The sequence below is a fragment of the Streptomyces xiamenensis genome, assembly GCF_000993785.3.
In the GTDB taxonomy this organism is placed as follows: Bacteria; Actinomycetota; Actinomycetes; order Streptomycetales; family Streptomycetaceae; genus Streptomyces; species Streptomyces xiamenensis.
In genome coordinates this window covers 825,238-846,880 of sequence record NZ_CP009922.3, presented here as the reverse complement: position 1 = coordinate 846,880, position 21,643 = coordinate 825,238, and the positions used below count along the sequence as shown (strand labels likewise).

Annotated in this window: 20 protein-coding genes; 16 read left to right on the top strand and 4 right to left on the bottom strand. The window is 72.6% G+C overall.

What is annotated here, in order from left to right:
• The first annotated feature begins 35 nt into the window (after positions 1-35).
• The 13 genes from SXIM_RS03770 to der all read left to right on the top strand — a co-directional run bounded on the left by SXIM_RS03770 (position 36) and on the right by der (position 14,845).
• Positions 36-1,691, top strand: a complete 1,656-nt coding sequence (locus SXIM_RS03770) for a CTP synthase (protein WP_030728187.1) — start codon at positions 36-38, stop codon at positions 1,689-1,691.
• A 6-nt stretch (positions 1,692-1,697) separates the two neighbouring features.
• On the top strand, positions 1,698-2,330 hold the full coding sequence (locus SXIM_RS03765) for an NUDIX domain-containing protein (protein WP_030728185.1): 633 nt from the start codon (positions 1,698-1,700) through the stop codon (positions 2,328-2,330).
• Between the two features lie 344 nt (positions 2,331-2,674).
• Positions 2,675-4,711 (top strand): tetratricopeptide repeat protein, encoded by a 2,037-nt coding sequence (locus SXIM_RS03760; protein WP_030728183.1) that lies wholly within the window; start codon positions 2,675-2,677, stop codon positions 4,709-4,711.
• A gap of 118 nt (positions 4,712-4,829) precedes the next feature.
• The gene (gene ald / locus SXIM_RS03755; protein ID WP_030728181.1) at positions 4,830-5,945 is read left to right on the top strand and encodes an alanine dehydrogenase; all 1,116 of its coding nucleotides are present in this window, start codon (positions 4,830-4,832) and stop codon (positions 5,943-5,945) included.
• A 310-nt stretch (positions 5,946-6,255) separates the two neighbouring features.
• Positions 6,256-7,356, top strand: a complete 1,101-nt coding sequence (locus SXIM_RS03750) for a ParA family protein (RefSeq protein WP_078635192.1) — start codon at positions 6,256-6,258, stop codon at positions 7,354-7,356.
• A complete protein-coding gene (locus SXIM_RS03745) occupies positions 7,341-7,883 on the top strand; it encodes a hypothetical protein (protein WP_078635190.1) in 543 nt (180 codons plus the stop codon). The genes SXIM_RS03750 and SXIM_RS03745 overlap by 16 nt, the downstream gene beginning before the upstream one ends.
• Positions 7,884-7,972: 89 nt before the next feature.
• Positions 7,973-9,082, top strand: a complete 1,110-nt coding sequence (locus tag SXIM_RS03740; protein WP_030728173.1) for a segregation and condensation protein A — start codon at positions 7,973-7,975, stop codon at positions 9,080-9,082.
• Positions 9,075-9,686, top strand: a complete 612-nt coding sequence (gene scpB / locus SXIM_RS03735) for an SMC-Scp complex subunit ScpB (RefSeq protein ID WP_030728170.1) — start codon at positions 9,075-9,077, stop codon at positions 9,684-9,686. The genes SXIM_RS03740 and scpB overlap by 8 nt, the downstream gene beginning before the upstream one ends.
• Positions 9,686-10,669 (top strand): pseudouridine synthase, encoded by a 984-nt coding sequence (locus tag SXIM_RS03730; RefSeq protein ID WP_030728167.1) that lies wholly within the window; start codon positions 9,686-9,688, stop codon positions 10,667-10,669. The genes scpB and SXIM_RS03730 overlap by 1 nt, the downstream gene beginning before the upstream one ends.
• Positions 10,670-10,698: 29 nt before the next feature.
• Positions 10,699-11,784, top strand: a complete 1,086-nt coding sequence (locus SXIM_RS03725) for a prephenate dehydrogenase (protein WP_046722941.1) — start codon at positions 10,699-10,701, stop codon at positions 11,782-11,784.
• A gap of 143 nt (positions 11,785-11,927) precedes the next feature.
• A complete protein-coding gene (gene cmk, locus SXIM_RS03720; protein WP_046722939.1) occupies positions 11,928-12,629 on the top strand; it encodes a (d)CMP kinase in 702 nt (233 codons plus the stop codon).
• Positions 12,626-13,285 carry a lysophospholipid acyltransferase family protein gene (locus SXIM_RS03715; RefSeq protein WP_030728159.1) on the top strand — a complete coding sequence of 220 codons (660 nt, stop codon included), beginning with the start codon at positions 12,626-12,628 and terminating at the stop codon, positions 13,283-13,285. Before cmk ends, SXIM_RS03715 begins: the two co-directional genes overlap by 4 nt.
• 90 nt (positions 13,286-13,375) lie before the next feature.
• A complete protein-coding gene (der, locus tag SXIM_RS03710) occupies positions 13,376-14,845 on the top strand; it encodes a ribosome biogenesis GTPase Der (protein ID WP_030728156.1) in 1,470 nt (489 codons plus the stop codon).
• A gap of 21 nt (positions 14,846-14,866) precedes the next feature.
• On the opposite strand, the gene SXIM_RS27925 is transcribed toward der, so the two are convergent.
• Together SXIM_RS27925 and SXIM_RS03700 are read right to left on the bottom strand one after the other, a co-directional pair.
• Positions 14,867-15,247 (bottom strand): hypothetical protein, encoded by a 381-nt coding sequence (locus tag SXIM_RS27925; protein ID WP_246156830.1) that lies wholly within the window; start codon positions 15,245-15,247, stop codon positions 14,867-14,869.
• 79 nt (positions 15,248-15,326) lie between these two features.
• A complete protein-coding gene (locus tag SXIM_RS03700) occupies positions 15,327-16,142 on the bottom strand; it encodes a hypothetical protein (RefSeq protein ID WP_030728149.1) in 816 nt (271 codons plus the stop codon).
• Between the two features lie 445 nt (positions 16,143-16,587).
• On the opposite strand from SXIM_RS03700, the gene SXIM_RS03695 reads away from it, so the two are divergent.
• Positions 16,588-16,815: an I78 family peptidase inhibitor gene (locus SXIM_RS03695; protein ID WP_030728147.1), complete on the top strand. Its 228-nt coding sequence runs from the start codon at positions 16,588-16,590 to the stop codon at positions 16,813-16,815.
• Here the strand turns inward: SXIM_RS03695 and SXIM_RS03690 are convergent.
• Positions 16,778-17,686 (bottom strand): phosphatase PAP2 family protein, encoded by a 909-nt coding sequence (locus tag SXIM_RS03690; protein ID WP_046722937.1) that lies wholly within the window; start codon positions 17,684-17,686, stop codon positions 16,778-16,780. The genes SXIM_RS03695 and SXIM_RS03690 overlap by 38 nt on opposite strands.
• A gap of 404 nt (positions 17,687-18,090) precedes the next feature.
• On the opposite strand from SXIM_RS03690, the gene SXIM_RS03685 reads away from it, so the two are divergent.
• On the top strand, positions 18,091-19,749 hold the full coding sequence (locus tag SXIM_RS03685) for an MFS transporter (RefSeq protein WP_046722936.1): 1,659 nt from the start codon (positions 18,091-18,093) through the stop codon (positions 19,747-19,749).
• A gap of 34 nt (positions 19,750-19,783) precedes the next feature.
• The gene (locus SXIM_RS03680) at positions 19,784-20,971 is read left to right on the top strand and encodes an acyl-CoA dehydrogenase family protein (protein WP_046722935.1); all 1,188 of its coding nucleotides are present in this window, start codon (positions 19,784-19,786) and stop codon (positions 20,969-20,971) included.
• Between the two features lie 59 nt (positions 20,972-21,030).
• Here SXIM_RS03680 and SXIM_RS03675 read toward each other — a convergent pair whose 3' ends face one another.
• Entirely contained in the window at positions 21,031-21,471 is a 441-nt protein-coding gene (locus SXIM_RS03675; RefSeq protein WP_030728139.1) for a cell division protein SepF, read from the bottom strand.
• Positions 21,472-21,643: the final 172 nt, after the last annotated feature.

The window sequence follows — 21,643 nt, the reverse complement described above, 5'->3', positions numbered from 1 at the left end:
AGCCGCATCCGACCTCGCGACCACGGGAGCCCGCTTTGGCCACTGTCTCCAGTCCCCACAAGACGACCAAGCACATCTTCGTCACCGGCGGGGTCGCCTCCTCGCTCGGCAAGGGACTCACGGCGTCCTCGCTCGGCGCACTGCTCAAGGCGCGCGGGCTGCGCGTCACCATGCAGAAGCTGGATCCGTATCTGAACGTGGATCCCGGCACCATGAACCCCTTCCAGCACGGCGAGGTCTTCGTCACCAACGACGGAGCAGAGACCGACCTGGACATCGGCCACTACGAGCGGTTCCTCGACGTCGATCTGGACGGCACCGCCAACGTCACCACCGGGCAGATCTACTCCACCGTGATCGCCAAGGAACGGCGCGGCGAGTACCTGGGCGACACCGTGCAGGTCATCCCGCACATCACCAACGAGATCAAGCACCGCGTGCGGCGGATGGCCACCGACGACGTGGACGTGGTGATCACCGAGGTGGGCGGCACCGTCGGCGACATCGAGTCGCTGCCGTTCCTGGAGGCCGTGCGCCAGGTGCGCCACGAGGTCGGGCGCGACAACGTCTTCGTCGTGCACATCTCGCTGCTGCCCTACATCGGCCCCTCCGGCGAGCTGAAGACCAAGCCCACCCAGCACTCGGTGGCTGCGCTGCGCAACATCGGCATCCAGCCCGACGCGATCGTGCTGCGCGCCGACCGCGAGGTGCCGCTGGCCATCAAGCACAAGATCTCCCTGATGTGCGACGTCGACGAGGCCGCCGTGGTGGCCTGCATGGACGCGCCCTCGATCTACGACATCCCCAAGGTGCTGCACACCGAGGGCCTGGACGCGTACGCGGTACGCCGGCTCGACCTGCCGTTCCGCGACGTGAACTGGACCCAGTGGAACGATCTGCTGCGCCGCGTCCACCACCCCGCGCACGAGGTGACGGTGGCGCTGGTGGGCAAGTACATCGACCTGCCCGACGCCTACCTGTCGGTCACCGAGGCGCTGCGGGCGGGCGGCTTCGCCAACAACGCCCGGGTGAAGATCAAGTGGGTGACCTCGGACGACTGCAAGACGCCGGGCGGCGCCGCCGAGCAGCTGGCCGACTGCGACGCGGTGTGCATCCCCGGCGGATTCGGTGACCGGGGCGTGGACGGCAAGATCTCCGCGATCACCTGGGCCCGGGAGAACCGGGTGCCGCTGCTGGGCCTGTGCCTGGGGCTCCAGTGCGTGGTCATCGAGGCCGCGCGCAACCTGGCCGGGATCGAGGGGGCGGACTCCACCGAGTTCGACCGCGCCACCGCGCACCCGGTGATCTCCACGATGGCCGAGCAGCTGGACATCGTGGCCGGTGAGGGCGACATGGGCGGCACCATGCGTCTTGGCCTGTACCCGGCGAAGCTGGCCGAGGGCTCGATCGTGCGCGAGGTGTACGGCGGCGAGCCGTACGTCGAGGAGCGCCACCGGCACCGCTACGAGGTCAACAACTCCTACCGCCAGGACCTGGAGAAGAAGGCGGGGCTGGTCTTCTCCGGCACCTCGCCCGACAACAAGCTGGTGGAGTACGTGGAGTACCCGCGCGAGACCCACCCCTACCTCGTCGCCACCCAGGCCCACCCGGAGCTGCGCTCCCGGCCGACCCGTCCGCATCCGCTGTTCGCCGGCCTGGTGAAGGCCGCCGTCGAGCGAAAGGCCTCCTGACCGACCATGCCCCGCGAACTGCGTGACACCCCCGACGCCTGGCCGGTGAACGCCACCGCCACCCCCTTCACCGGCAACAAGACCAGCGTCCGCACGGACGACGTGGTGATGCCGGACGGATCGGTGGTGCGCCGCGACTACCAGGTGCACCCCGGCTCGGTGGCCGTCCTGGCGCTGGACGACCAGGACCGGGTGGTGGTCATCCGCCAGTACCGGCACCCCGTCCGCGCCCGGCTGTGGGAGATTCCGGCCGGTCTGCTGGACGTGCCCGGCGAGAACCCGCTGCACGCCGCCCAGCGCGAGCTGTACGAGGAGGCGCACATCAAGGCCGAGGACTGGCGGGTGCTGGCCGATGTGTACACGACACCCGGCGGCTGCGACGAGGCGGTGCGGATCTTCCTGGCCCGCGGGCTGTCCGACGCGGAGGGCGAGCGGTACGCGGTCTCCGAGGAGGAGGCCGACATGGATCATGCCCGGGTGCCGCTGGCCGAACTGCTGAGCGGGGTGCTGGCCGGGGAACTGCACAACAACTGCCTGGTGGTGGGTGCTCTGGCACTCGCCGCGGCCCGGGCGGGGGACGGTGAGGACGCGTTGCGGCCGGCGCTGGCGCCCTGGCCGGCGCGTCCGTTCCCGGCGTAGGCCCGTACCGGCCGTGCCGTGGTGGCGGGCGCGCGTCACCGGGCGTGTCCGCCCGCTCCGGCCCCGGGTGGGCGGCGCGCGGCGAGGTGCCGTGCGCCGTCCCGTCTCCGGCGGGGGCGCGGCGCTGACCCGGTCCGCGCTCCCGCCGGGTGCTCCGCCACCCGGTGCGGATCCGCTGCCCGCACCGGGGTACCGCCGCTTCCCTCCGGTGCCCGCTGCCCGCCCCGCTCACGGCGGGGGAGGCCCGGGACCGGGGAGGGGGCCCGTGTCCTGGCGGGGCGCACGCCCCCGGTGGCATACGCTGCGCTCACCACTCACCACGCACGCGAAGCAGAGGGCGCGCAGTGACGGAAGCGGCGGTTGACGGGTCCCCCGGCCTCGGGGGACTGCTCGGGCGGCAGAGCGAACTCGCGCGGTTGCGCGCCGACATCGACGGGGCCGGCCTCGACACCATGGCCGGCCGGCCCGCGCCGCGCAGCCGGGTGCTGCTGGTGGCCGGGCGCCCGGGCAGCGGCCGTACCGCTCTCGCCGAGGAGTTCGCCCAGGAGCAGCTCGCCACCGGCCGCTATCCGGACGGCCTGCTGCGCGCCCGGCTCACCGATCCCGGCGGCGAACCGGTTCCCCTGGAACGGGTCACCCGCGAACTGCTGACGGCCCTGGACGTGCCGGCCCCGGCCGGCGCGGACGAGGACGACCTCACCGATGTGCTCCGTACCGCCCTCGCCGGACACCGCGCGCTGCTGCTGCTCGACGACGTGAAGGACGCCGGACAGCTGGCCGAGCTCATCCCCGACACCCGGGACTGCCTGGTGCTCGCGGTCTCGCGCGGCCCGCTCACCGGCATCCCCGATGTCCGTCCGTGCACCCTGGGCGCCCTGGACCCGTCGGCCGCCCTGAGCCTGCTGCGGCGCGGCGCCGGGGAGATCCGGATCACCGTGGACCCCACCGCCGCCGACCGGCTGATCGTGGCCTGCGGCGGGCTGCCGGCCGCCGTCGTGCTGGCGGCGGGATGGCTGGCGATGCGCCCCGAGTCGACCATCGCCGAAGCTCTGGCCAAGATCACCCGACCGGATGACGCGGACGGTCTGGGCGGCGCCGAGGACCCGGTGGCCCTGGCCTTCCGCCTGGTGTACGCGGCGCTGCCGTCCGGCGCGGCCCGCACCCTGCGGCTGATGGCGCTGGCACCGTCCGGAGTGCTGGACGCGCACACCGTGGCCGCGCTCACGGGCTGCGCGCTGGGGGCGGCGCGCGGGGCGCTGGAGAACTTCGCGCTGCTGGGCCTGGTACGCCCGGCCCCGCCCGGCGGCGAGCGCGGCGAGTACCGGGTTCCGGGCGCGCTCGACCCGCTGCTGCGGATCCTGCTGCGGACGCGGGAACGACCCGCCGAGGTGTTGCTGGCGCGGGCCAGGATGCTGGAGCGCGCGGTGCGCCGGCTGCGCGCCTGCCAGGCCGTCACCGAGCCGCTGGGCAGCCCTGCCCGGCAGTGGCTGTCCGGGCTCCCGGCGGCGCTGCGCTTCGAGGACCCGGCGGACGCGGCCCGCTGGCTCGCCGCCCGGCTGCCGGCGCTGACCGCCGCCGCCCGGATGGCGGTGGCGGACGGCGGGGATCTCGACACCCTGGCCCGGCGGCTGATCGGGGCGCTGGCCGGTGCCCTGCTGGCGCACCGGGACCGGGACGGCGCGGCCCCCGAGCTGTACCGGCTGCACGAACTCGTGCTCGACGTGGCGACCCGGCGCGGTCTCGCGGGGGAGCGCGCGGCGGCGTTGCTGGGGCTGGGCGACCTGGACCTGGCGGCCGGCCGCCCCGTCCTGGCCCTGGAGCGGTACCGGGCGGCGCTGGACGCCGCACGCGCGGACCGGGGCGGTCCGGACGGCCCGCTCGCCGCCCGGGCCCTGGAGTCGGTCGGCGACACCTACGCGGAGCTGGCGGACTGGCAGCGCGCGGCCGACTGGTACGGGCGGGCGCTGGCGATCCAGCAGTCGCGCGACGAGCCCGCGGCGGTGGCCCGGCTGCACGGGCGGATCGGGGCGGCCCTCACCCGTACCCGGCACTGGACCGAGGCGCTGCGCGCCTGGCGGGCGGCGGCCGCGGCGCACCGCAGGGGAGGGGACCGGCTCGGTCAGGCGGCGGCGCTGGCGGATCTGGCCACCGTCCAGGAGTACGCGGGCCGGCCGCAGGAGGCGCTGCGCAGCGGCGAGGAGGCGCTGCGGCTGGCGGGCGAGGCGGGGGATCCGGAGCTGGCGGTGCAGGTGCGGCTGCTGCTGGCGCGGATGGCGGAGCGGATGGGGAGGATGGCCCAGGCGGCCAGGTACCGGGCGGCGGGGTCCGGCGCCGCCCTGGAATCCTCTGTGGTCACCGAGGATGGACCTTGCGAAACATAGAGTTCACTGGGTGGTGATCGAATGAATGTAAGGCTGGACAGGGATCATCCCTTCATTAGACTGGTCTGACAGCTTTCCGTTCTGCCTTTGGCAATGACGCAAGAGGACCGTGATCGACGTGAAGGTCGGAATTCCCCGCGAGGTCAAGAACAACGAGTTCCGGGTCGCCATCACCCCCGCCGGCGTGCACGAGCTGGTCACCGCCGGACACCAGGTCGCCGTGGAAAGCGGCGCGGGTCTCGGCTCCGCCATCACCGACGAGGAGTACGCCGCCGCCGGCGCCTCGATCGTCCCCACCGCCGACGAGGTGTGGTCCGGGGCCGAACTGCTGCTGAAGGTCAAGGAGCCGGTGGCCGAGGAGTACCACCGGCTGCGCAAGGGCCAGATCCTGTTCACGTACCTCCATCTGGCCGCCTCGCGGGAGTGCACCCAGGCACTGCTGGACTCCGGCACCACGGCCATCGCCTACGAGACGGTCGAGACCGCCGGGCGCGCCCTGCCGCTGCTGGCCCCCATGTCGGAGGTGGCCGGCCGCATCGCGCCACAGGTCGGCGCCTACCACCTGATGCGCTCGGCGGGCGGCCGGGGCGTGCTGCCCGGCGGCGTACCCGGTACCGCGCCCGGTGAGGCGGTCGTCATCGGTGGCGGGGTCTCCGGCTGGCACGCCACCCAGATCGCCATCGGTCTGGGCTTCCATGTGACGCTGCTGGACCGGGATGTGGCCAAGCTGCGGGAGGCCGACCGGATCTTCGGCACCCGGGTGAAGACCATCGTCTCCAACGTCTTCGAGCTCGAACGAGCCGTGCTCGCCGCCGATCTGGTGATCGGCGCGGTGCTCATCCCGGGCGCGCGGGCGCCAAAACTGGTCAGCAATGAGCTGGTGGCGCGGATGCGCCCCGGAAGTGTCCTTGTCGACATCGCGGTCGACCAGGGCGGCTGTTTCGCCGACTCCCGCCCCACCACGCACGCGGAACCCACCTTCCGGGTGCACGATTCGGTCTTCTACTGCGTGGCCAACATGCCCGGCGCGGTGCCCCACACCTCCACATATGCCCTGACCAATGCCACGCTCCCGTATATCGTGGAGCTGGCGGGACACGGCCTGACCGGCGCCCTGCGCCGCGATCCGGCGCTGGCCCTGGGCCTCAACATCCATGAGGGACAGGTCGTCTACGGCCCCGTCGCCGAGGCCCACGGAATGCCCCACGCCGAACTGGCCGCGGTTCTGGCCTGATCCGATCGTTCCGTCAACCGGAGGCGTCAACATCGGGAAGATCACATCCTCTTGTCGACACATCGGCTGACAGGAGGGCGCCGGTTTCCCGCCGGTGCCCCTTTCAACCAAGTGGGTACTGCGGGAACGGACCTTGAAACGCCTCTCGCACTCTTGACAGGGGGGTGTGCGAAGCCCGACACATCGGTACCGGTCCGGCGGATTGTGTTGCCGCTGACCGCCGACACGCCATAGAGTCGCCAATCGTCGGCATGGTGCAACGCTGACTCTGTCCAGAAGTTTCCTGATCCCCTAGGAGGTAGGACGACTTGTGAATGAGTCGACAATTACTCCCCGGGGTGGACACGCGGGCAGCGGCTCCGTCGCCGTCCGTACCTTCGCAACTCACCAAAGCCACGCGACCATGACAGCGCCTCAGAGCACGGACGGCCACGACGTGAAAGACGCCGACCGTATCCCCGATGACGCAGAACTGCCCGACGGACAGTTCTACGACCCGGACGCGGAATACGAACCCGACCCCGAGTACGCGGCGACCATCGCGCCCGACGCGGCCCGACAGCGCCGCGAGCGCATCGGCCCCACCGGGCGCCCGCTGCCGTACTTCCCGATCCCCGGCCCGCTCACCGAGCGCGGCCCGGCCAAGATCATCGCCATGTGCAACCAGAAGGGCGGCGTCGGCAAGACGACCTCCGCCATCAACCTGGGCGCGGCGCTCGCCGAATACGGCCGCCGCGTACTGCTGGTGGACTTCGACCCGCAGGGTGCCCTGTCGGTCGGCCTGGGGGTCAACCCCATGGAGCTGGACCTCACCATCTACAACCTCCTGATGGAACGCGGCATGGCCGCCGACGAGGTGCTGCTGAAGACCGCCGTGGCCGGCATGGACCTGTTGCCCAGCAACATCGACCTGTCGGCCGCCGAGGTACAGCTGGTGAGCGAGGTGGCGCGCGAGTCGACCCTCAGCCGCGCCCTGCAACCGCTGCTGCCCGACTACGACTTCATCGTCATCGACTGCCAGCCCTCGCTCGGCCTGCTCACCGTGAACGCGCTCACCGCGGCCCACAAGGTGATCGTGCCGCTGGAGTGCGAGTTCTTCGCGCTGCGGGGTGTGGCGCTGCTGACGGAGACGATCGAGAAGGTGCAGGAGCGGCTCAACCCGCAGCTGAGCCTGGACGGCATCCTGGCCACCATGTACGACTCCCGTACGGTGCACAGCCGTGAGGTGCTGGCGCGGGTCGTCGAGGCGTTCGACGACAGCGTGTACCACACGGTGATCGGACGTACCGTGCGCTTCCCGGAGACCACGGTCGCCGGTGAGCCGATCACCACGTACGCCTCCAACTCGGTGGGCGCGGCCGCCTACCGCCAGCTCGCCAGGGAGGTGCTCGCCCGGTGCCACGCCGAGTGAGTCTCCCGGCAGCCGACGAACTGTTCCGCAGCACCGGGGGGTCGGCGGCCGTCCAGTCCTCCCAGCCCGCTCAGCCCACCCAGACCTCCGGCCCGAACGAGCAGGCACAGCCGCCTTCCTCCGCCGACGGCCCGGCGCCCACGGCGCCGGGCGGCGGGGGCGGCGAGGCCGGTGCCCAGGCCGCGGTGCCGGGGCAGGGCAAACGGCGGTCGGCGCAGCAGCAGCCGACAGCGGCGGCGGGCGCGGGGGCCGCCGCGGCGGGGCCGGGGCAGGCACAGCAACAGCCGCGCAAGGGGCGCTCGGCGCGACGGCCGAGCGGGCGGGAACGGCACGACGAGAAGATCACGGTCTATGTGTCCGCCGAGGAACTGATGGACCTGGAACACGCGCGGCTCGTGCTGCGCGGCGAGCACGGACTGGCCGTCGACCGCGGCCGGATCGTCCGCGAGGCGGTCGCGGTGGTCCTGGCGGACCTCGAATCACGGGGCGACGCCAGCATCTTGGTGCGGCGGTTGCGGGGCCGCTGAGGCCCACCGCATGACGCGGGCAAGACCGGACGGCACTTCGCGTCGCGGCACGTCCCAATTGTCAGCACCGAGGGGTAATGTGCCCCGCGATGCCCCCCGCCGACCCCTCCACCCCGAGACGCCGCCGCCCCCTGGGCCGCGGCGCGGGAGCGCTGCCCGCGCCCGGGCACGCGGGTACGGCGGACGGTGACGAGGGGACGCGGCCACCGGCGTCCTCGCGGGGCGCGGCGGCGGGCGGCGCACCGCCCGCCGAGGTGTCCGTGCCACCGCCGCAGACACCGGCGGAGCCGGACAGCGGCGCGGCTCCCGCGCACCGCCCCGGGGACGGGGCCGGCCACGTCGGGGGCGGCGGGGCCCCGCCCGACCCGGACGCGGACCCCGCCGGCGAGGCGAGCGCCCCGGGGGAGGGGCGGTTCCGGCTCGTCCTGGACAACTTCGAGGGCCCCTTCGACCTGCTGTTGCAGTTGATCTCGCGGCACAAGCTCGATGTGACCGAGATCGCCCTCTCCCGGGTCACCGATGAATTCCTCGCCCATCTGCGGGCCATGGGCCCCGACGGCGATCTCGACCAGACCACCGAGTTCCTCGTCGTCGCCGCCACCCTCCTCGACCTCAAGGCCGCCCGGCTGCTGCCCGCCGCCGAGATCGAGGACGAGGGCGACCTGGCCCTGCTGGAGGCCCGCGACCTGCTGTTCGCCCGGCTGCTCCAGTACCGCGCGTACAAACGCGTCGCCGAGATCTTCGCCGAGCGGCTCACCGGCGAGGCGCTGCGCCACCCGCGTACCGTCGGCCTCGAACCGCACCACGCGCAGCTGCTGCCCGAGGTGATGATCAGCGTCGGCCCCCAGGGGTTCGCCGCGCTCGCCGTGAAGGCCATGCAGCCCAAGCCGGTGCCCCAGGTGTACGTCGACCACATCCACGCGCCGCTGGTCTCCGTACGGGAGCAGGCCGTCCTCGTCGTGGAGCGGCTGCGGGGGGCCGGGCAGGTGTCCTTCGCCGAGCTGACCGCCGATGCCCCCGACACCCTCACCGTCGTGGCCCGCTTCCTCGCCCTGCTGGAGCTGTACCGCGAACGCGCCGTGCACCTGGATCAGCCCGAGGCCCTGGGGCCGCTGCTGGTGCGCTGGAGCGCCGCCCCGGAGGAGGCCGGGCGGACGCTGGTCACCGATGAGTTCGATCAGGAGGCACCCCATGAGTGAACCGGCCCCACCGCCCGCGCTCAAGCCGTCCCTGGAAGCCGTGCTCATGGTCGTCGACGAGCCGGCGACCGAGGAACACCTGGCCAAGGTCCTGGACCGGCCGCGCCGGGAGATCGCCGACGCGCTGCGCGAGCTGGCCGACGAGTACACCGCGCAGAACCGCGGATTCGAGCTGCGGTACGTCGCCGGCGGCTGGCGCTACTACACCCGGGCGCGGTACGCCGAGGCGGTGGAGAGCTTCGTGCTGGACGGGCAGCAGGCCCGGCTCACCCAGGCCGCGCTGGAGACGCTGGCGGTCGTCGCGTACCGGCAGCCGGTCAGCCGTTCCCGGGTCTCCGCCGTGCGTGGCGTGAACTGCGACGGGGTCATGCGCACCCTGCTCCAGCGCGGGCTGATCCAGGAAGCGGGCACCGAACCCGAAACAAGTGCGATCCTGTACGGGACGACACACTACTTCCTGGAGCGATTGGGCCTCACCGGCCTGGACGAGCTCCCGCAGCTGGCTCCCTTCCTTCCCGAGGCCGATCAGGTCGAGGGCGAGAGCCAGGAAGGAGTGCCGTCGTTCGAAGTTGACGACAGCGGCGAGACTCCTACGGATCATTGATGCGAAGCAGCGGCAATAACAGCAACCGGAACCACCGGGGCGCGGGCAACAGCCGCGACGACAAGCAGAAGCGGACGGGCAGGCCCCCCCGTCCCGAAGAGCGCAGGTACGGCAAGCAGGGCGGCCCGGGCGGGCCCGCCAAGCCGGCCCGCAAGCGTCCGGCGCCCGCGCGGTCGCGCGAGTACGACGCCCAGATCGAGGAGCGCAACCGCGCCCGGCACGACAAGCCGGCGCCGAAGCTCCCCAAGACCCACGGGGAGCCGGAGGGCGAGCGCCTGCAGAAGGTGCTGGCGCGTGCCGGGCTCGGTTCCCGCCGGGCCTGCGAGGAGCTGATCGACCAGGCCAGGGTGGAGGTCAACGGCAAGATCGTCACCGAGCAGGGCCGCCGGGTCGACCCGGACAAGGACGAGATCAAGGTCGACGGGCTGACCATCGCCTCCCAGTCGTACCTGTTCTTCGCCCTCAACAAGCCGGCCGGCGTCGTGGCCTCCATGGAGGACCCCGAGGGCCGGCAGTGCCTGGGCGACTACGTGCAGAACCGGGAGACCCGGCTCTTCCACGTCGGGCGTCTGGACACCGAGACCGAGGGCCTGATCCTGCTCACCAACCACGGCGAGCTGGCGCACCGCCTGACCCACCCCCGCTACGGCGTCAAGAAGAGCTACCTCGCCGCCATCCGCGGGCCCATCCCGCGTGACCTGGGCAAGCGGCTCAAGGACGGCATCAAGCTGGAGGACGGCTACGCCCGCGCCGACCACTTCAAGGTCGTGGAGAACACCGGCAACAACTACCTCGTCGAGGTGAGCCTGCACGAGGGCCGCAAGCACATCGTGCGGCGGATGCTCGCGGAGGCCGGGTTCCCGGTCGACAAGCTGGTGCGTACCCACTTCGGCCCGCTGGCCCTGGGCTCGCAGAAGTCGGGCTGGCTGCGCCGTCTCACCAACACCGAGGTGGGCCAGCTGATGCGGGAGGTCGGTCTGTGACCGTCCGCTGACCCCATTACGCTGGTCGGATGCGCACCGCCCTGGTCATCGGCACCGGTCTGATCGGTACCTCCATCGCTCTCGCGCTCAGCGCGCGCGGCGTACGGGTGCACCTGGAGGACCGGGATCCGGACCAGGTCCGTACCGCCGCCGCGCTGGGGGCGGGTACCGAGGAGCCGGTGACGGGGCGGGTGGAGCTCGCCGTCGTCGCCGTTCCCCCGGCGTACATCGCCGCCGCGGTGGCGGACGTGCAGCGGCGTGCGGTGGCGGACGGCTGCATCGACGTGGGCAGCGTCAAGGGCGGTCCGCGCCGCGAGCTGGCCGCGCTCGGCGGCGACCCGGCCGGCTACCTGGGCACCCACCCGATGTCCGGCAAGGAGCGGTCGGGGCCGCTGGCGGCCACCGCCGATCTCTTCGAGGGCCGGCCCTGGGTGCTGACCCCCACCCCCGAGACCCGCACCGAGGTGCTCAACCTGGTGCTGGAGCTGGTCGCGCTGTGCCGCGCGGTTCCGGTGGTGATGGAGGCCGACGCCCACGACCGGGCCGTCGCGCTCGTCTCGCACACCCCGCAGCTGATCTCCAGCCTGGTGGCGGCCCGGCTGGAGCACGCCGAGGAGTCCGCGGTACGGCTGTCGGGGCAGGGCATCCGTGATGTGACCCGGATCGCGGCCTCCACACCGCAGATGTGGCTGGACATCCTGTCCGCCAACCCCGGCCCGGTCGCCGATGTGCTGGCCGCGCTGGCGGGCGATCTGGAGGAGACCGTGCGCTCGCTGCGCGCGATGGAGTCCGGGGACCAGGAACGGCGCGCGGGCGGGGCGGCCCGGATCGAGACGGTGCTGCGGCGCGGCAACGCGGGCCGCGAGCGGGTGCCGGGCAAGCACGGCGCGGCGCCCGCCGTGTATGAGACGGTCGGAGTGCCGATCACCGACCGGCCGGGGGAGTTGGCCCGGATCTTCGCGGACGCGGGCGCGGCGGGCGTCAACATCGAGGATGTCCGCATCGAACACGCCACCGGCCAGCAGGCCGGTCTGGTGCAGCTGATGGTGGACCCGATGGCGGCGCCGCGGCTGATCGCCTCGCTGCGCGAGCGCGGCTGGGCGATACGGCAGTGACTCCGGCTCGTACATCTGTGCGGGAAGTGTGGGCGGGGGCCGGGCGTGGGCCCGGGGGCCGGTACCCTTGGCCGGGGCCGATCGCTGCCTGATCCAGGGAGCGCGCCCCCTCCCGCCCGCCGCTGAGAAAGGTGCGCAGCCACGTGTCCGCACATCCCGTCATCGTCGCCATCGACGGCCCTTCCGGAACGGGCAAGTCCAGCACCTCCAAGGCGGTGGCCGCGCGACTGGGCATGGGCTACCTCGACACCGGGGCGCAGTACCGCGCCATCACCTGGTGGATGCTCAGCAACGGCGTCGACGTGAACGACCCGGCCGCGGTCGCCGCCGTGTCCGGCAAGCCGGACATCGTCTCCGGCACCGACCCGCTGGCCCCCACCATCACGGTGGACGGGACGGACGTGGCGGGCCCGATCCGCACCCCCGAGGTCACCGGCGCGGTCAGCGCGGTCAGCGCGGTCCCCGCGGTGCGCACCCGGATCACGGAGCTGCAGCGCACTATCGCGGCGGACGCCCCCGGCGGGATCGTCGTGGAGGGCCGGGACATCGGCACCACCGTGCTGCCCGACGCCGACGTGAAGATCTTCCTGACCGCGGCCCCCGAGGCGCGCGCGGCGCGGCGCAGCGGTGAGCTGAAGGCCACCGGCCCCGGCGCCCCCGACCTGGCCGCCACCCGGGAGGCGCTGATCAAGCGGGACGCCGCCGACTCGGGCCGCAAGACCTCCCCGCTGGCCAAGGCCGGCGACGCCACCGAGATGGACACCACCGAGCTGACCCTGGAACAGGTCATCTCCTGCGTGATCAGCGTCATCGAGGACGCGGAGCGGAAGCAGCGACTGCCGTGACCGTCTCCCGTGCCCCCGTCGCACCCACCGAACGCGGCGCCGAGGTCGGCCGGCGGATCGGGGTCGGCCTGATGTACGGGCTCTTCCGGCCCCGGGTGCTGGGTGCCTGGCGGGTGCCGGCGGCCGGGCCCGCGATCATCGCCGTCAACCACACGCACAACGTGGACGGCCCGATGGTGATGGGCGTGGCCCCGCGGCCGGTGCACTTCCTCATCAAGAAGGAAGCGTTCATCGGACCGCTCGACCCGTTCCTGCGCCGCATCGGCCAGATCGAGGTGGACCGCGACACCACCGACCGCACCGCGATCACCTCCGCCCTCGACGTACTCAAGAACGGCGGGGTGCTGGGCATCTTTCCCGAGGGCAGCCGGGGCGAGGGCGACTTCGCCGCGCTGCGGGCCGGTCTGGCGTACTTCGCCGTGCGCTCCGGCGCCCCGGTGGTGCCGGTGGCGGTGCTGGGCAGCACGGAGCGGCGCGGTCGGCTGATACAGGGGCTGCCGCCGCTGCGCGGCCGGCTCGACGTGGTCTTCGGCGACCCGTTCACGGTGGGCGAGGGCGGCCGCCGCACCAGGGCGGCGCTGGACGCCGCCACCGTACGGCTGCGGGACGGGCTGACCGCGCACCTGGAAAAGGCACGGCGGCTCACCGGCCGCTGAGCGACACTGGAGGATGCGGCACCGGCTCCCGGGCCGGCCGCCGCCCTCCATCCCTTTCGTTTTCGTTTCTTCGCATTGAGGACCACACCCATGAACGACCAGAACGATCCCGGCGACGCGGGCGGGCACGGTGCGCTGGGCGACGCCGAGTACGCGGAGTTCATGGAGCTGGCCGCGCAGGAGGGCTTCGACGCCGAGGAGATCGACAGCGAGCTGGCGGCGGCCAACGCCGGGCCGCTGCCCGTGCTCGCCGTCGTGGGCCGCCCCAACGTCGGCAAATCGACGTTGGTGAACCGGATCATCGGCCGCCGCGAGGCCGTGGTCGAGGACCGCCCGGGCGTCACCCGCGACCGCGTCACCTACGAGGCCGAGTGGGCGGGCCGCCGCTTCAAGGTGGTGGACACCGGCGGCTGGGAGCAGGATGTCCTCGGTATCGACGCCTCCGTCGCGGCTCAGGCCGAGTACGCCATCGAGGCCGCCGACGCCGTGGTCTTCGTGGTGGACGCCGCCGTGGGCTCCACGGACACCGACGAGGCCGTGGTCAAGCTGCTGCGCAAGGCGGGCAAGCCCGTGGTGCTGTGCGCCAACAAAGTGGACGGCCCCTCCGGCGAGGCCGACGCCGCCTACCTGTGGTCCCTGGGCCTCGGCGAGCCCTACCCCGTCTCCGCGCTGCACGGCCGGGGCACCGGCGACATGCTGGACGCGGTCCTGGAGGCCATGCCGGAGGCGCCCCCGCAGACCTTCGGCAGCGCGCCCGGCGGCCCGCGCCGGATCGCCCTCATCGGGCGCCCCAACGTCGGCAAGTCCTCGCTGCTGAACAAGGTGGCCAAGGAGGACCGGGTGGTCGTCGACGCCACCGCCGGCACCACCCGCGACCCCGTGGACGAGCTCATCGACCTCGGCGGCAAGGTCTGGCGCTTCGTGGACACCGCCGGCATCCGGCGCCGCGTCCACTTCCAGGACGGGGCCGACTACTACGCCTCGCTGCGCACCGCCGCCGCCCTGGAGAAGGCGGAGGCCGCGGTCGTCCTCATCGACGTCACCGAGCCGATCAGCGTGCAGGACACCCGCATCATCACCATGGCGGTGGAGGCCGGCCGGGCGCTGGTGATCGCGTACAACAAGTGGGACCTCATGGACGAGGAGCGCCGCTTCTACCTGGAACGGGAGATCGAGCGCGACCTGGTGCAGGTGCAGTGGGCGCCGCGCGTCAACATCTCCGCCTTCACCGGCCGGCACATGGAGAAGCTGGTGCCGGCCATCGAGACCGCGCTGGACGCCTGGCAGACCCGGGTGCCCACCGGCAAGCTGAACGCCTTCCTCGGTGAGCTGGTGGCCTCCCACCCGCACCCGGTGCGCGGCGGAAAGCAGCCCCGGATTCTGTTCGGCACCCAGGCCGGGACGAAGCCGCCGCGCTTCGTCCTGTTCGCCTCGGGCTTCCTGGAGGCCGGCTACCGGCGCTTCATCGAGCGCCGCCTGCGCGAGGAATTCGGCTTCGAGGGCACCCCGATCAAGGTGTCGGTGCGGGTGCGCGAGAAGCGCGGCCGGGTCAAGAAGTAGCCGCACGGCCCGGCCGCCCGCTCACCCGCCCGCGTCACGCCGGGCCGGAGGCAGCGCGGCCGGGAAGGACCGGCCGGTGGTGGACACCTCCCCGTAGTACGAGGAGGGGAGGTGCCCCTGCTCCGGCCGCCCGTAGTACCGCCAGCTCGCCGCCCCGCTGCTGGTGCCGGTGCCGCGGATGGTGCCGAATCCCTCGAACCGCAGGTCCTCCTCGCCCGAGCGGTCCCCCGGCAGCGCCCGGAACAGCCGCCGGTACTCGTCGTAGAGCGAGTCGAAGATCGGGGTCTCCGAAGCGGTGTGGCCGTGATCGTACGGAGCCCTCCGTGCGTGCGCACCGGACTGGCCGGGAATCGCGGCGTGGGCGGGGGCATGCTGAGGTCGGGTGGATTCGTAAGGGTGCACGCCCGGTCAACGATCATCCGGGGCGGCGGATGCGGGGCGCCGCGCCCGGATACCTGATCGCGTCAGCCGGGCGGGCGGCTCAGGTGCCCGCCAGCGGCATCGCGGCGGCCACCAGCAGCCCGCCGGCCGCCGCCTTCTCCAGCGCGTCCCGCAGCAGGTCCTCCCGCGGCTGCTGGCCGATCGAACCGGCCGGGGCCGCGTACACCAGCACCGTCTGCTTCTGGTTGGCGGTCGAGCGCCAGCCGTCGGTGACCGCCAGCGGCTGGTGCGCCTGCCACCAGGCAGCTGTCTGGCCGGTGGCCGCGTCCGCCTGGAGCACCGAGTGCAGCTGTCCCATGGCCAGCAGCACCGACCAGCCGGGAACCTGGGAAGGAGCCTTGGAGACATCGGTGACCGGCAGGAAGCCGGCCTCGATCAGCAGCGGCAGGAAATCGTCGCCGGGGCCGTCCGAGCCGGGCCGGGCCACCGGACCCGACGGCTCCACGACGAGCGCCGGGTAGAGGTCCTCACCGATCAGGATCTGGCCGCAGGTCACCCCGAGCACCACCTGGCCGGTGGCCTCCTCCAGCTCGGCGGCCAGCGGGGTGCCGGGGGCAGCCGTGGGCTCGGCGACGGTGGACTGGCCGGTGATCGAGGCCACCGCCCCGCGCAGCTGCTCCTCGGAGACCGTCACCACCTGGGAGGGGATGCAGGCGGCGTGGGCGAAGGCGAGCACCGCCGTCTCGCCGCCGACGAAGAGCACGGTGGACGTGCGCTCCTGGCCGGTGTCGCCCGGGGTGCGGCACGAGGTGCAGTCATAGGTGCCGGGGGCGTTCTCGCCCGCGAGCAGCCGTGCCGCTTCGGCCTCGCCGATCTCGGCGCGAACCTCGTCACTGACGTCGAGCAAGGGGGACATGTGGCTCCTCGGTTGGGTATCGCGGCCCGCTGCCGTCGCGGGCCCCGTGCACAACGGCCGGGGCGGCGCGAGGGTCACGCCGAGGGCGCGTGATTCGCACACACGGGTACGGGGGCGCGCCCGGTTCGCACGTCTGCGCGAGTGTCGAGTGCGCCGATGAAGTGGCCGGTTCGGTGCGGTGCCCGGAGTGCGGGAACACGGCCGGCAGCGGAAAAGCGGACGGGTGTCCGAGGCCATTCCGGAAGGCCGGATTCGGTGCCGTTGCGGTGATTTCCACGAACCGGCGGAAGGGAAAAGCGGAGGAATTCTCCATTACACGAAGCGCACGAACCACCGGGCGGTGGCCGGCCGGGTCGACCGTGACACAAGCGTGACAGTCCGCTGATCGGGGCGGGACGTCCACCGGCTACTTCCGGGGGCGGCGGGCCCGGCATACGGTGGGGGCATGACCCCATCACAGCCCTGGCGCCCCTCCCGCCCCCAGACGCCGGACGACGACCCCGACGCCTACGTGGGGCTGGCCGCAGACCGGGCCGAGCGGCAGGCCGCCGAGCGCGGCTGGGGAACCGTACGCCGGCTCGCGCCCGACGCGATCATCACCATGGAGTACATGCCGGGCCGGCTGAACCTCGCGGTCAAGGACGGTGAGGTGGTGCGCTGCTGGCAGGGCTGAACGGGCCGCCCAGCGGCTCGACGGGCCGCACCGGCGGATGCGCTCCGGGCGGCCGGGTCTCCGGCTGGTGCGGCCGGGCCGGGGTGCGGTGGGTGGTGCCGATCCGGGCCGTGATCGCGGCGGGCCTGGCGGGCGCCGTCAGGGTATCGGGGAGGGCTGCCACCGGAGCCCCCGGTGGCGGCGAAAGGCTGTGCCGCGAGCGCACGGGTTGTCCCCGCAGCCGGTCCCGCAGCACCATCACCCGGCGCTCCACCTCGCGGATCACCGGCTCGCACCACGGCAGCGCCAGCAGGATCAGCAGCCCCGCCGCCCAGCCGAGCAGGACATCGCTCACCCAGTGCGTGCCCAGGTAGACGGTGGTGGCGCCCACGCCCAGCGCGAAGACCGCGGCGATCACCGACAGGATGCGGCGGGCCTGCGGCGTGGTGGCCAGATACGCGAGAATCCCCCAGGTCACCACGGCATTGGCGGTGTGACCCGAGGGAAATATATCGCCGTTCAACCACATCTCGTTGGAGCCGATGTCATTCGCGTAGTGCGGGCCCTCCCGGCGCATACCGAACTTCGCGCCACCGACCGTGACGTTCAGCGCCAGCAGCGCCACCGCCATGACCAGCAGCGGACGCAGCGTGCGCTGGCGCCACGAGCGCCAGCCCAGCCAGGCGGCCACCAGCACCGCGGTGGGCCCGCGCTGCCCCAGCACCACGAAGTAGTCGAGGAAGGCGTGCAACTGCGGCCACTGCTTGTAGGGCCGGAACAGCATCACCTGCCAGTCGAGCCTGACCAGCCAGGACGTGCTCAGCACCGCCGCCACGATCGCCGCGTACGAGCCCAGCGTCGCCCACAGGAGTGCGATCCGGGTGCGGCTCATGCCGGGAGCCGCGACGGCCGGTCGCTGCGGCTCCTGCTCGAGGCGGGCAAAGAATCGGTCGGTACGCACTCCAGCAAGATTACAGCCGGTGATAGGAGAGCTTCGACTCCAGCCTGCTTTCGTGATGCCGATGTGATGTGCAGCAGGGTTTTTCCGGGGGTCATTGGCCCGGAGTTCCCCCGCTGTTCACCCGGCTTTACGGAATAGCAGAAAGCCATGATTTGCCGATCTGGGGATGATGGTACGGCCATTCGGATTGTTTTCCCCTCAGGGCTTTCCGGGTGACATGGAGACCGTGTGCGGGCCCTGCGGGAAGGGACCGCGGTCCCTGGGGGTCCGGCCGGTCCCTGACGTACGCTGTGGCTCGTCCGCCCACCCCGCCCGTCCCCAAGGTGCCCGCGCCCATGGCGAGTCCGCTCCCCGCCGAAGACCGAAACCGCTGGACGGTTCTGGTCGTGCTCTGCGTCAGCCTGCTGCTGGTCGCCATCGACGCGACCGTGCTGCACGTCGCCGTGCCCGCCGTCACCGAGGACCTGCGGCCCGGCGCGGTCGAGCTGCTGTGGATCGTGGATGTCTACCCGCTGGTGTGCGCCTCGCTGCTGATCCTCTTCGGCACCCTCGGTGACCGGATCGGCCGGCGCCGGGTGCTGCTGATCGGCTACGCCTGTTTCGGCCTGGCCTCCGCGCTGGCCGCGTACGCCGGCACCCCCGCGGTGCTGGTGCTCGCCCGCGCGCTGCTGGGGGTCGGCGGGGCGATGATCATGCCGGCCACGCTGTCCATCCTGCGGCAGGTCTTCCCCGACCGCAGGGAACGCGCCCTGGCGATCGGCATCTGGAGCGCCGTCGCGGCCGTCGGCGCCGCGATCGGGCCACTGGTGGGCGGTGTGCTGCTGGAGCACTTCTGGTGGGGCTCGGTCTTCCTCATCAACATCCCCCTGATGGTCCTGTGCCTGCCTGTGGCCCGCTGGCTGCTGCCGGAGTCCACCGGCGAGCGCGAGGGCCCGTGGGACGTGACCGGCGCCCTGCTGGCCGCCGGCGGTCTGTTCACCGTGATCATGGCGCTCAAGCGGGCCGGCGGCGGGGAGCTGTACAGCCCGCTCACCCTGCTCGCCGCGGTGGCCGGCGGGGTGCTGCTCTTTCTCTTCGTCCGCCGGCAGCGCGGCCAACGGCATCCGCTGATCGACCTGCGCGCCTTCGCCCGGCCGGCCTTCGGCACCTCGGTCGGGTGCATCGTGCTGACCGTGCTGGCACTCGTCGGGCTCGCCCTGATCGCCGCCCAGTACCTGCAGCTGGTGCTCGGCCTCTCCCCGTTGCAGACCGGGCTGCGGCTGCTGCCGCTCAGCCTGGCGGCGATCGCCGCGGGCCTGGTGGGCGCCCGGCTGCTGCACCGGCTCGGCCCGCGCCTGATGGTCTCGCTCGGGTTCGTCCTCACCGCCTTCGCCGTCCTCGTGCTGATGTCACTGGGGGAGCAGGACCGCCCGGCGCTGATGGCCACCGGTTTCGTGCTGCTGGGCTTCGGCCTGGAGACCACCCTGTTCGCCTCCTACGAGTCGATGCTCTCCGACGCCCCGGCCGGCCAGGCCGGCGGTGCGGCAGCGATCGGTGAGACGGCCTACCAGTTCGGCGCGGGCCTGGGCATCGCGCTGCTGGGCAGCATCATGAACGCCGTCTACGGCCCCGCCGTCCGCGGCGCCCAGGGAGTGGGGACCGAGGAGTCGGCGGCGGCGGCGCACTCCTTGGGAGAGGCGTACTCGGTGGCCACCCAAGTCGGCGGCGGGCCGGGACTGGCGCTGCGGCAGACCGCCCGGGACGCGTACGTCCACGGCATGCACATGACGCTGATCGCCAGTGCCGTCCTGCTGCTGCTCGGCGCGCTGGCCGCGCTGCGGCTGCCCCGCGACCTCGCGACGGCCCCGGCGGCCGAGGCCCGACCCCCGGGCGGGGCGCGCACGGGCGCCGGAAGCGGCGCCGCGCCGGTGCCCGGCCCCCGCGCCGCGGAGCCCGGCCCGCGACGCGCCCCGGAGGAGCCGCCGCTCTTGCCCAGCGGGGTTACCCGGCCGTAACGTCGGCCGCTCCGAGCGCACCTGGAGGCCCCGCATGCCCACCGGCTCCCCACCGCCCTTCGACCCGGCCGACCCGCTGGGCCTGGATGACCTGCTGAGCCCCGAGGACCTCGCGGTGCGGCGGACCACCCGGCGGTGGGCCACCGACCGGGTGCGGCCGCACATCGCCCGCTGGTACGAGGACGGCCGGGCGCCGGTCACCGAGCTGGCCAGGGAACTCGGTGAACTGGGCGCGCTGGGCATGTCGCTGGAGGGCTACGGCTGCGCCGGCGCGTCCGCCGTGCAGTACGGGTTGACCTGCCTGGAGCTGGAGGCCGCCGACTCCGGCATCCGCTCGCTGGTCTCGGTGCAGGGCTCGCTGGCCATGTACGCCATCCACCGCTACGGCTCGCCCGGGCAGCGCGAACGCTGGCTGCCGCCGATGGCGCGCGGTGAGACCATCGGCTGCTTCGCGCTCACCGAGCCCGACCACGGATCGGATCCGGCCGCGATGCGTACCCGGGCCGAACGGGACGGCGGTGACTGGGTGCTGACGGGCCGCAAGATGTGGATCACCAACGGCTCGGTGGCCGGCGTGGCGGTGGTGTGGGCCCGCACGGAGGACGGAGTCCGGGGCTTCGTGGTGCCCACGGACCGGCCCGGCTTCACGGCGCGGGAGATCCGCCACAAATGGTCACTGCGCGCATCCGTCACCAGTGAACTCGTCCTGGACGGGGTACGGTTGCCGGCCGACGCCGTACTGCCCGGCGCGCGGGGGCTGGGTGCGGCGCTGGGGGCGCTGGGTCACGCCAGGTTCGGCATCGTGTGGGGCGCCCTGGGGGCCGCCAGGGACTGTTTTGAGACAGCCCTGACCTACGCGGGGGAGCGCGAACAGTTCGGGCGGCCGATCGCCGGTTTCCAGCTCACCCAGGCGAAGCTGGCGGACATGGCGCTGGAACTGCACAAGGGGCTGCTGCTGGCACACCACCTGGGCCGCCGGTTGGACGCGGGACGGCTGCGCCCGGAGCAGGTGAGCTTCGGCAAGCTGAACAATGTCCGGGAAGCGCTGGAGATCTGCCGCACCGCGCGCACGATCCTGGGCGCGAACGGGATCTCGCTGGAGTATCCGGTGCTGCGGCACTGCGGGAATCTGGAATCGGTGCTCACCTACGAGGGCACCAGCGAGATGCATCAACTGGTGCTGGGCAAGGCTCTCACCGGACTTGAGGCATTCCGGGGCTGACGCCCCGAACACGCGCCGCGTGGTGCGCGCCCGGGCGGGCGCGCACCGGCTGTGACGGCTCAGCTCTGGTTGAAGAAGCCGGTGGCGTGCCGGCGGCTGTCGCTGACCACCTTGTAGTCGCCGGGGGTCAGCAGGAAGACGCGGTTGGCCACCCGGTCGATGGAGCCGCGCAGGCCGAAGATCAGGCCCGCCGCGAAGTCGACGACGCGTTTGGCGTCGCCGGGCTCCATGGCGGTGAGGTTGATGACCACCGGGACCCCGTCACGGAACAGTTCCCCGATGCGGCGGGCGTCGCGGAAGCTCTCCGGCGTCACCGTCGCGATCCGGCCGCTGTCGCCCTCGGGCTCCGGCTCCTCCACCACCCGCACCGCGGGGTCGGTGGCCCACGGCTCGGCGCTGTCGCCCGGCTCGGGTCCCTCGGCGTACTCGTCGTCGTAGTAGCGCATCTCGCGGTCCTCGACGAGGCCGAGCCAGGCGCTCGCCTTGCGTACCGATCCCATGGATGCCTCCTCTCTAACGCGGCTCGAAACCGCCCACACCCCTATCGTCATCCATGATGCGGATGATGCGCCAAGTGGATTGGCGCCGGAACTGGATTTCGTGACGGTTCTGGTGCAATCGATTATGGCGCCCCATCAGGAGAAGCGGCGCGCCACTCAACTGACGGAGAGT

What these genes read in the sequence shown, in the direction of transcription:
- SXIM_RS03765 (WP_030728185.1), top strand. Translation starts at nt 1,698, where the DNA reads ATGCCCCGCGAACTGCGTGACACCCCCGACGCCTGGCCGGTGAACGCC.
- SXIM_RS03740 (WP_030728173.1), top strand. Translation starts at nt 7,973, where the DNA reads ATGCCCCCCGCCGACCCCTCCACCCCGAGACGCCGCCGCCCCCTGGGC.
- scpB (WP_030728170.1), top strand. Translation starts at nt 9,075, where the DNA reads ATGAGTGAACCGGCCCCACCGCCCGCGCTCAAGCCGTCCCTGGAAGCC.
- SXIM_RS03730 (WP_030728167.1), top strand. Translation starts at nt 9,686, where the DNA reads ATGCGAAGCAGCGGCAATAACAGCAACCGGAACCACCGGGGCGCGGGC.
- SXIM_RS03725 (WP_046722941.1), top strand. Translation starts at nt 10,699, where the DNA reads ATGCGCACCGCCCTGGTCATCGGCACCGGTCTGATCGGTACCTCCATC.
- der (WP_030728156.1), top strand. Translation starts at nt 13,376, where the DNA reads ATGAACGACCAGAACGATCCCGGCGACGCGGGCGGGCACGGTGCGCTG.
- SXIM_RS03700 (WP_030728149.1), bottom strand. Translation starts at nt 16,142, where the DNA reads ATGTCCCCCTTGCTCGACGTCAGTGACGAGGTTCGCGCCGAGATCGGC.
- SXIM_RS03695 (WP_030728147.1), top strand. Translation starts at nt 16,588, where the DNA reads ATGACCCCATCACAGCCCTGGCGCCCCTCCCGCCCCCAGACGCCGGAC.
- SXIM_RS03690 (WP_046722937.1), bottom strand. Translation starts at nt 17,686, where the DNA reads ATGAGCCGCACCCGGATCGCACTCCTGTGGGCGACGCTGGGCTCGTAC.
- SXIM_RS03685 (WP_046722936.1), top strand. Translation starts at nt 18,091, where the DNA reads ATGGCGAGTCCGCTCCCCGCCGAAGACCGAAACCGCTGGACGGTTCTG.
- SXIM_RS03680 (WP_046722935.1), top strand. Translation starts at nt 19,784, where the DNA reads ATGCCCACCGGCTCCCCACCGCCCTTCGACCCGGCCGACCCGCTGGGC.
- SXIM_RS03675 (WP_030728139.1), bottom strand. Translation starts at nt 21,471, where the DNA reads ATGGGATCGGTACGCAAGGCGAGCGCCTGGCTCGGCCTCGTCGAGGAC.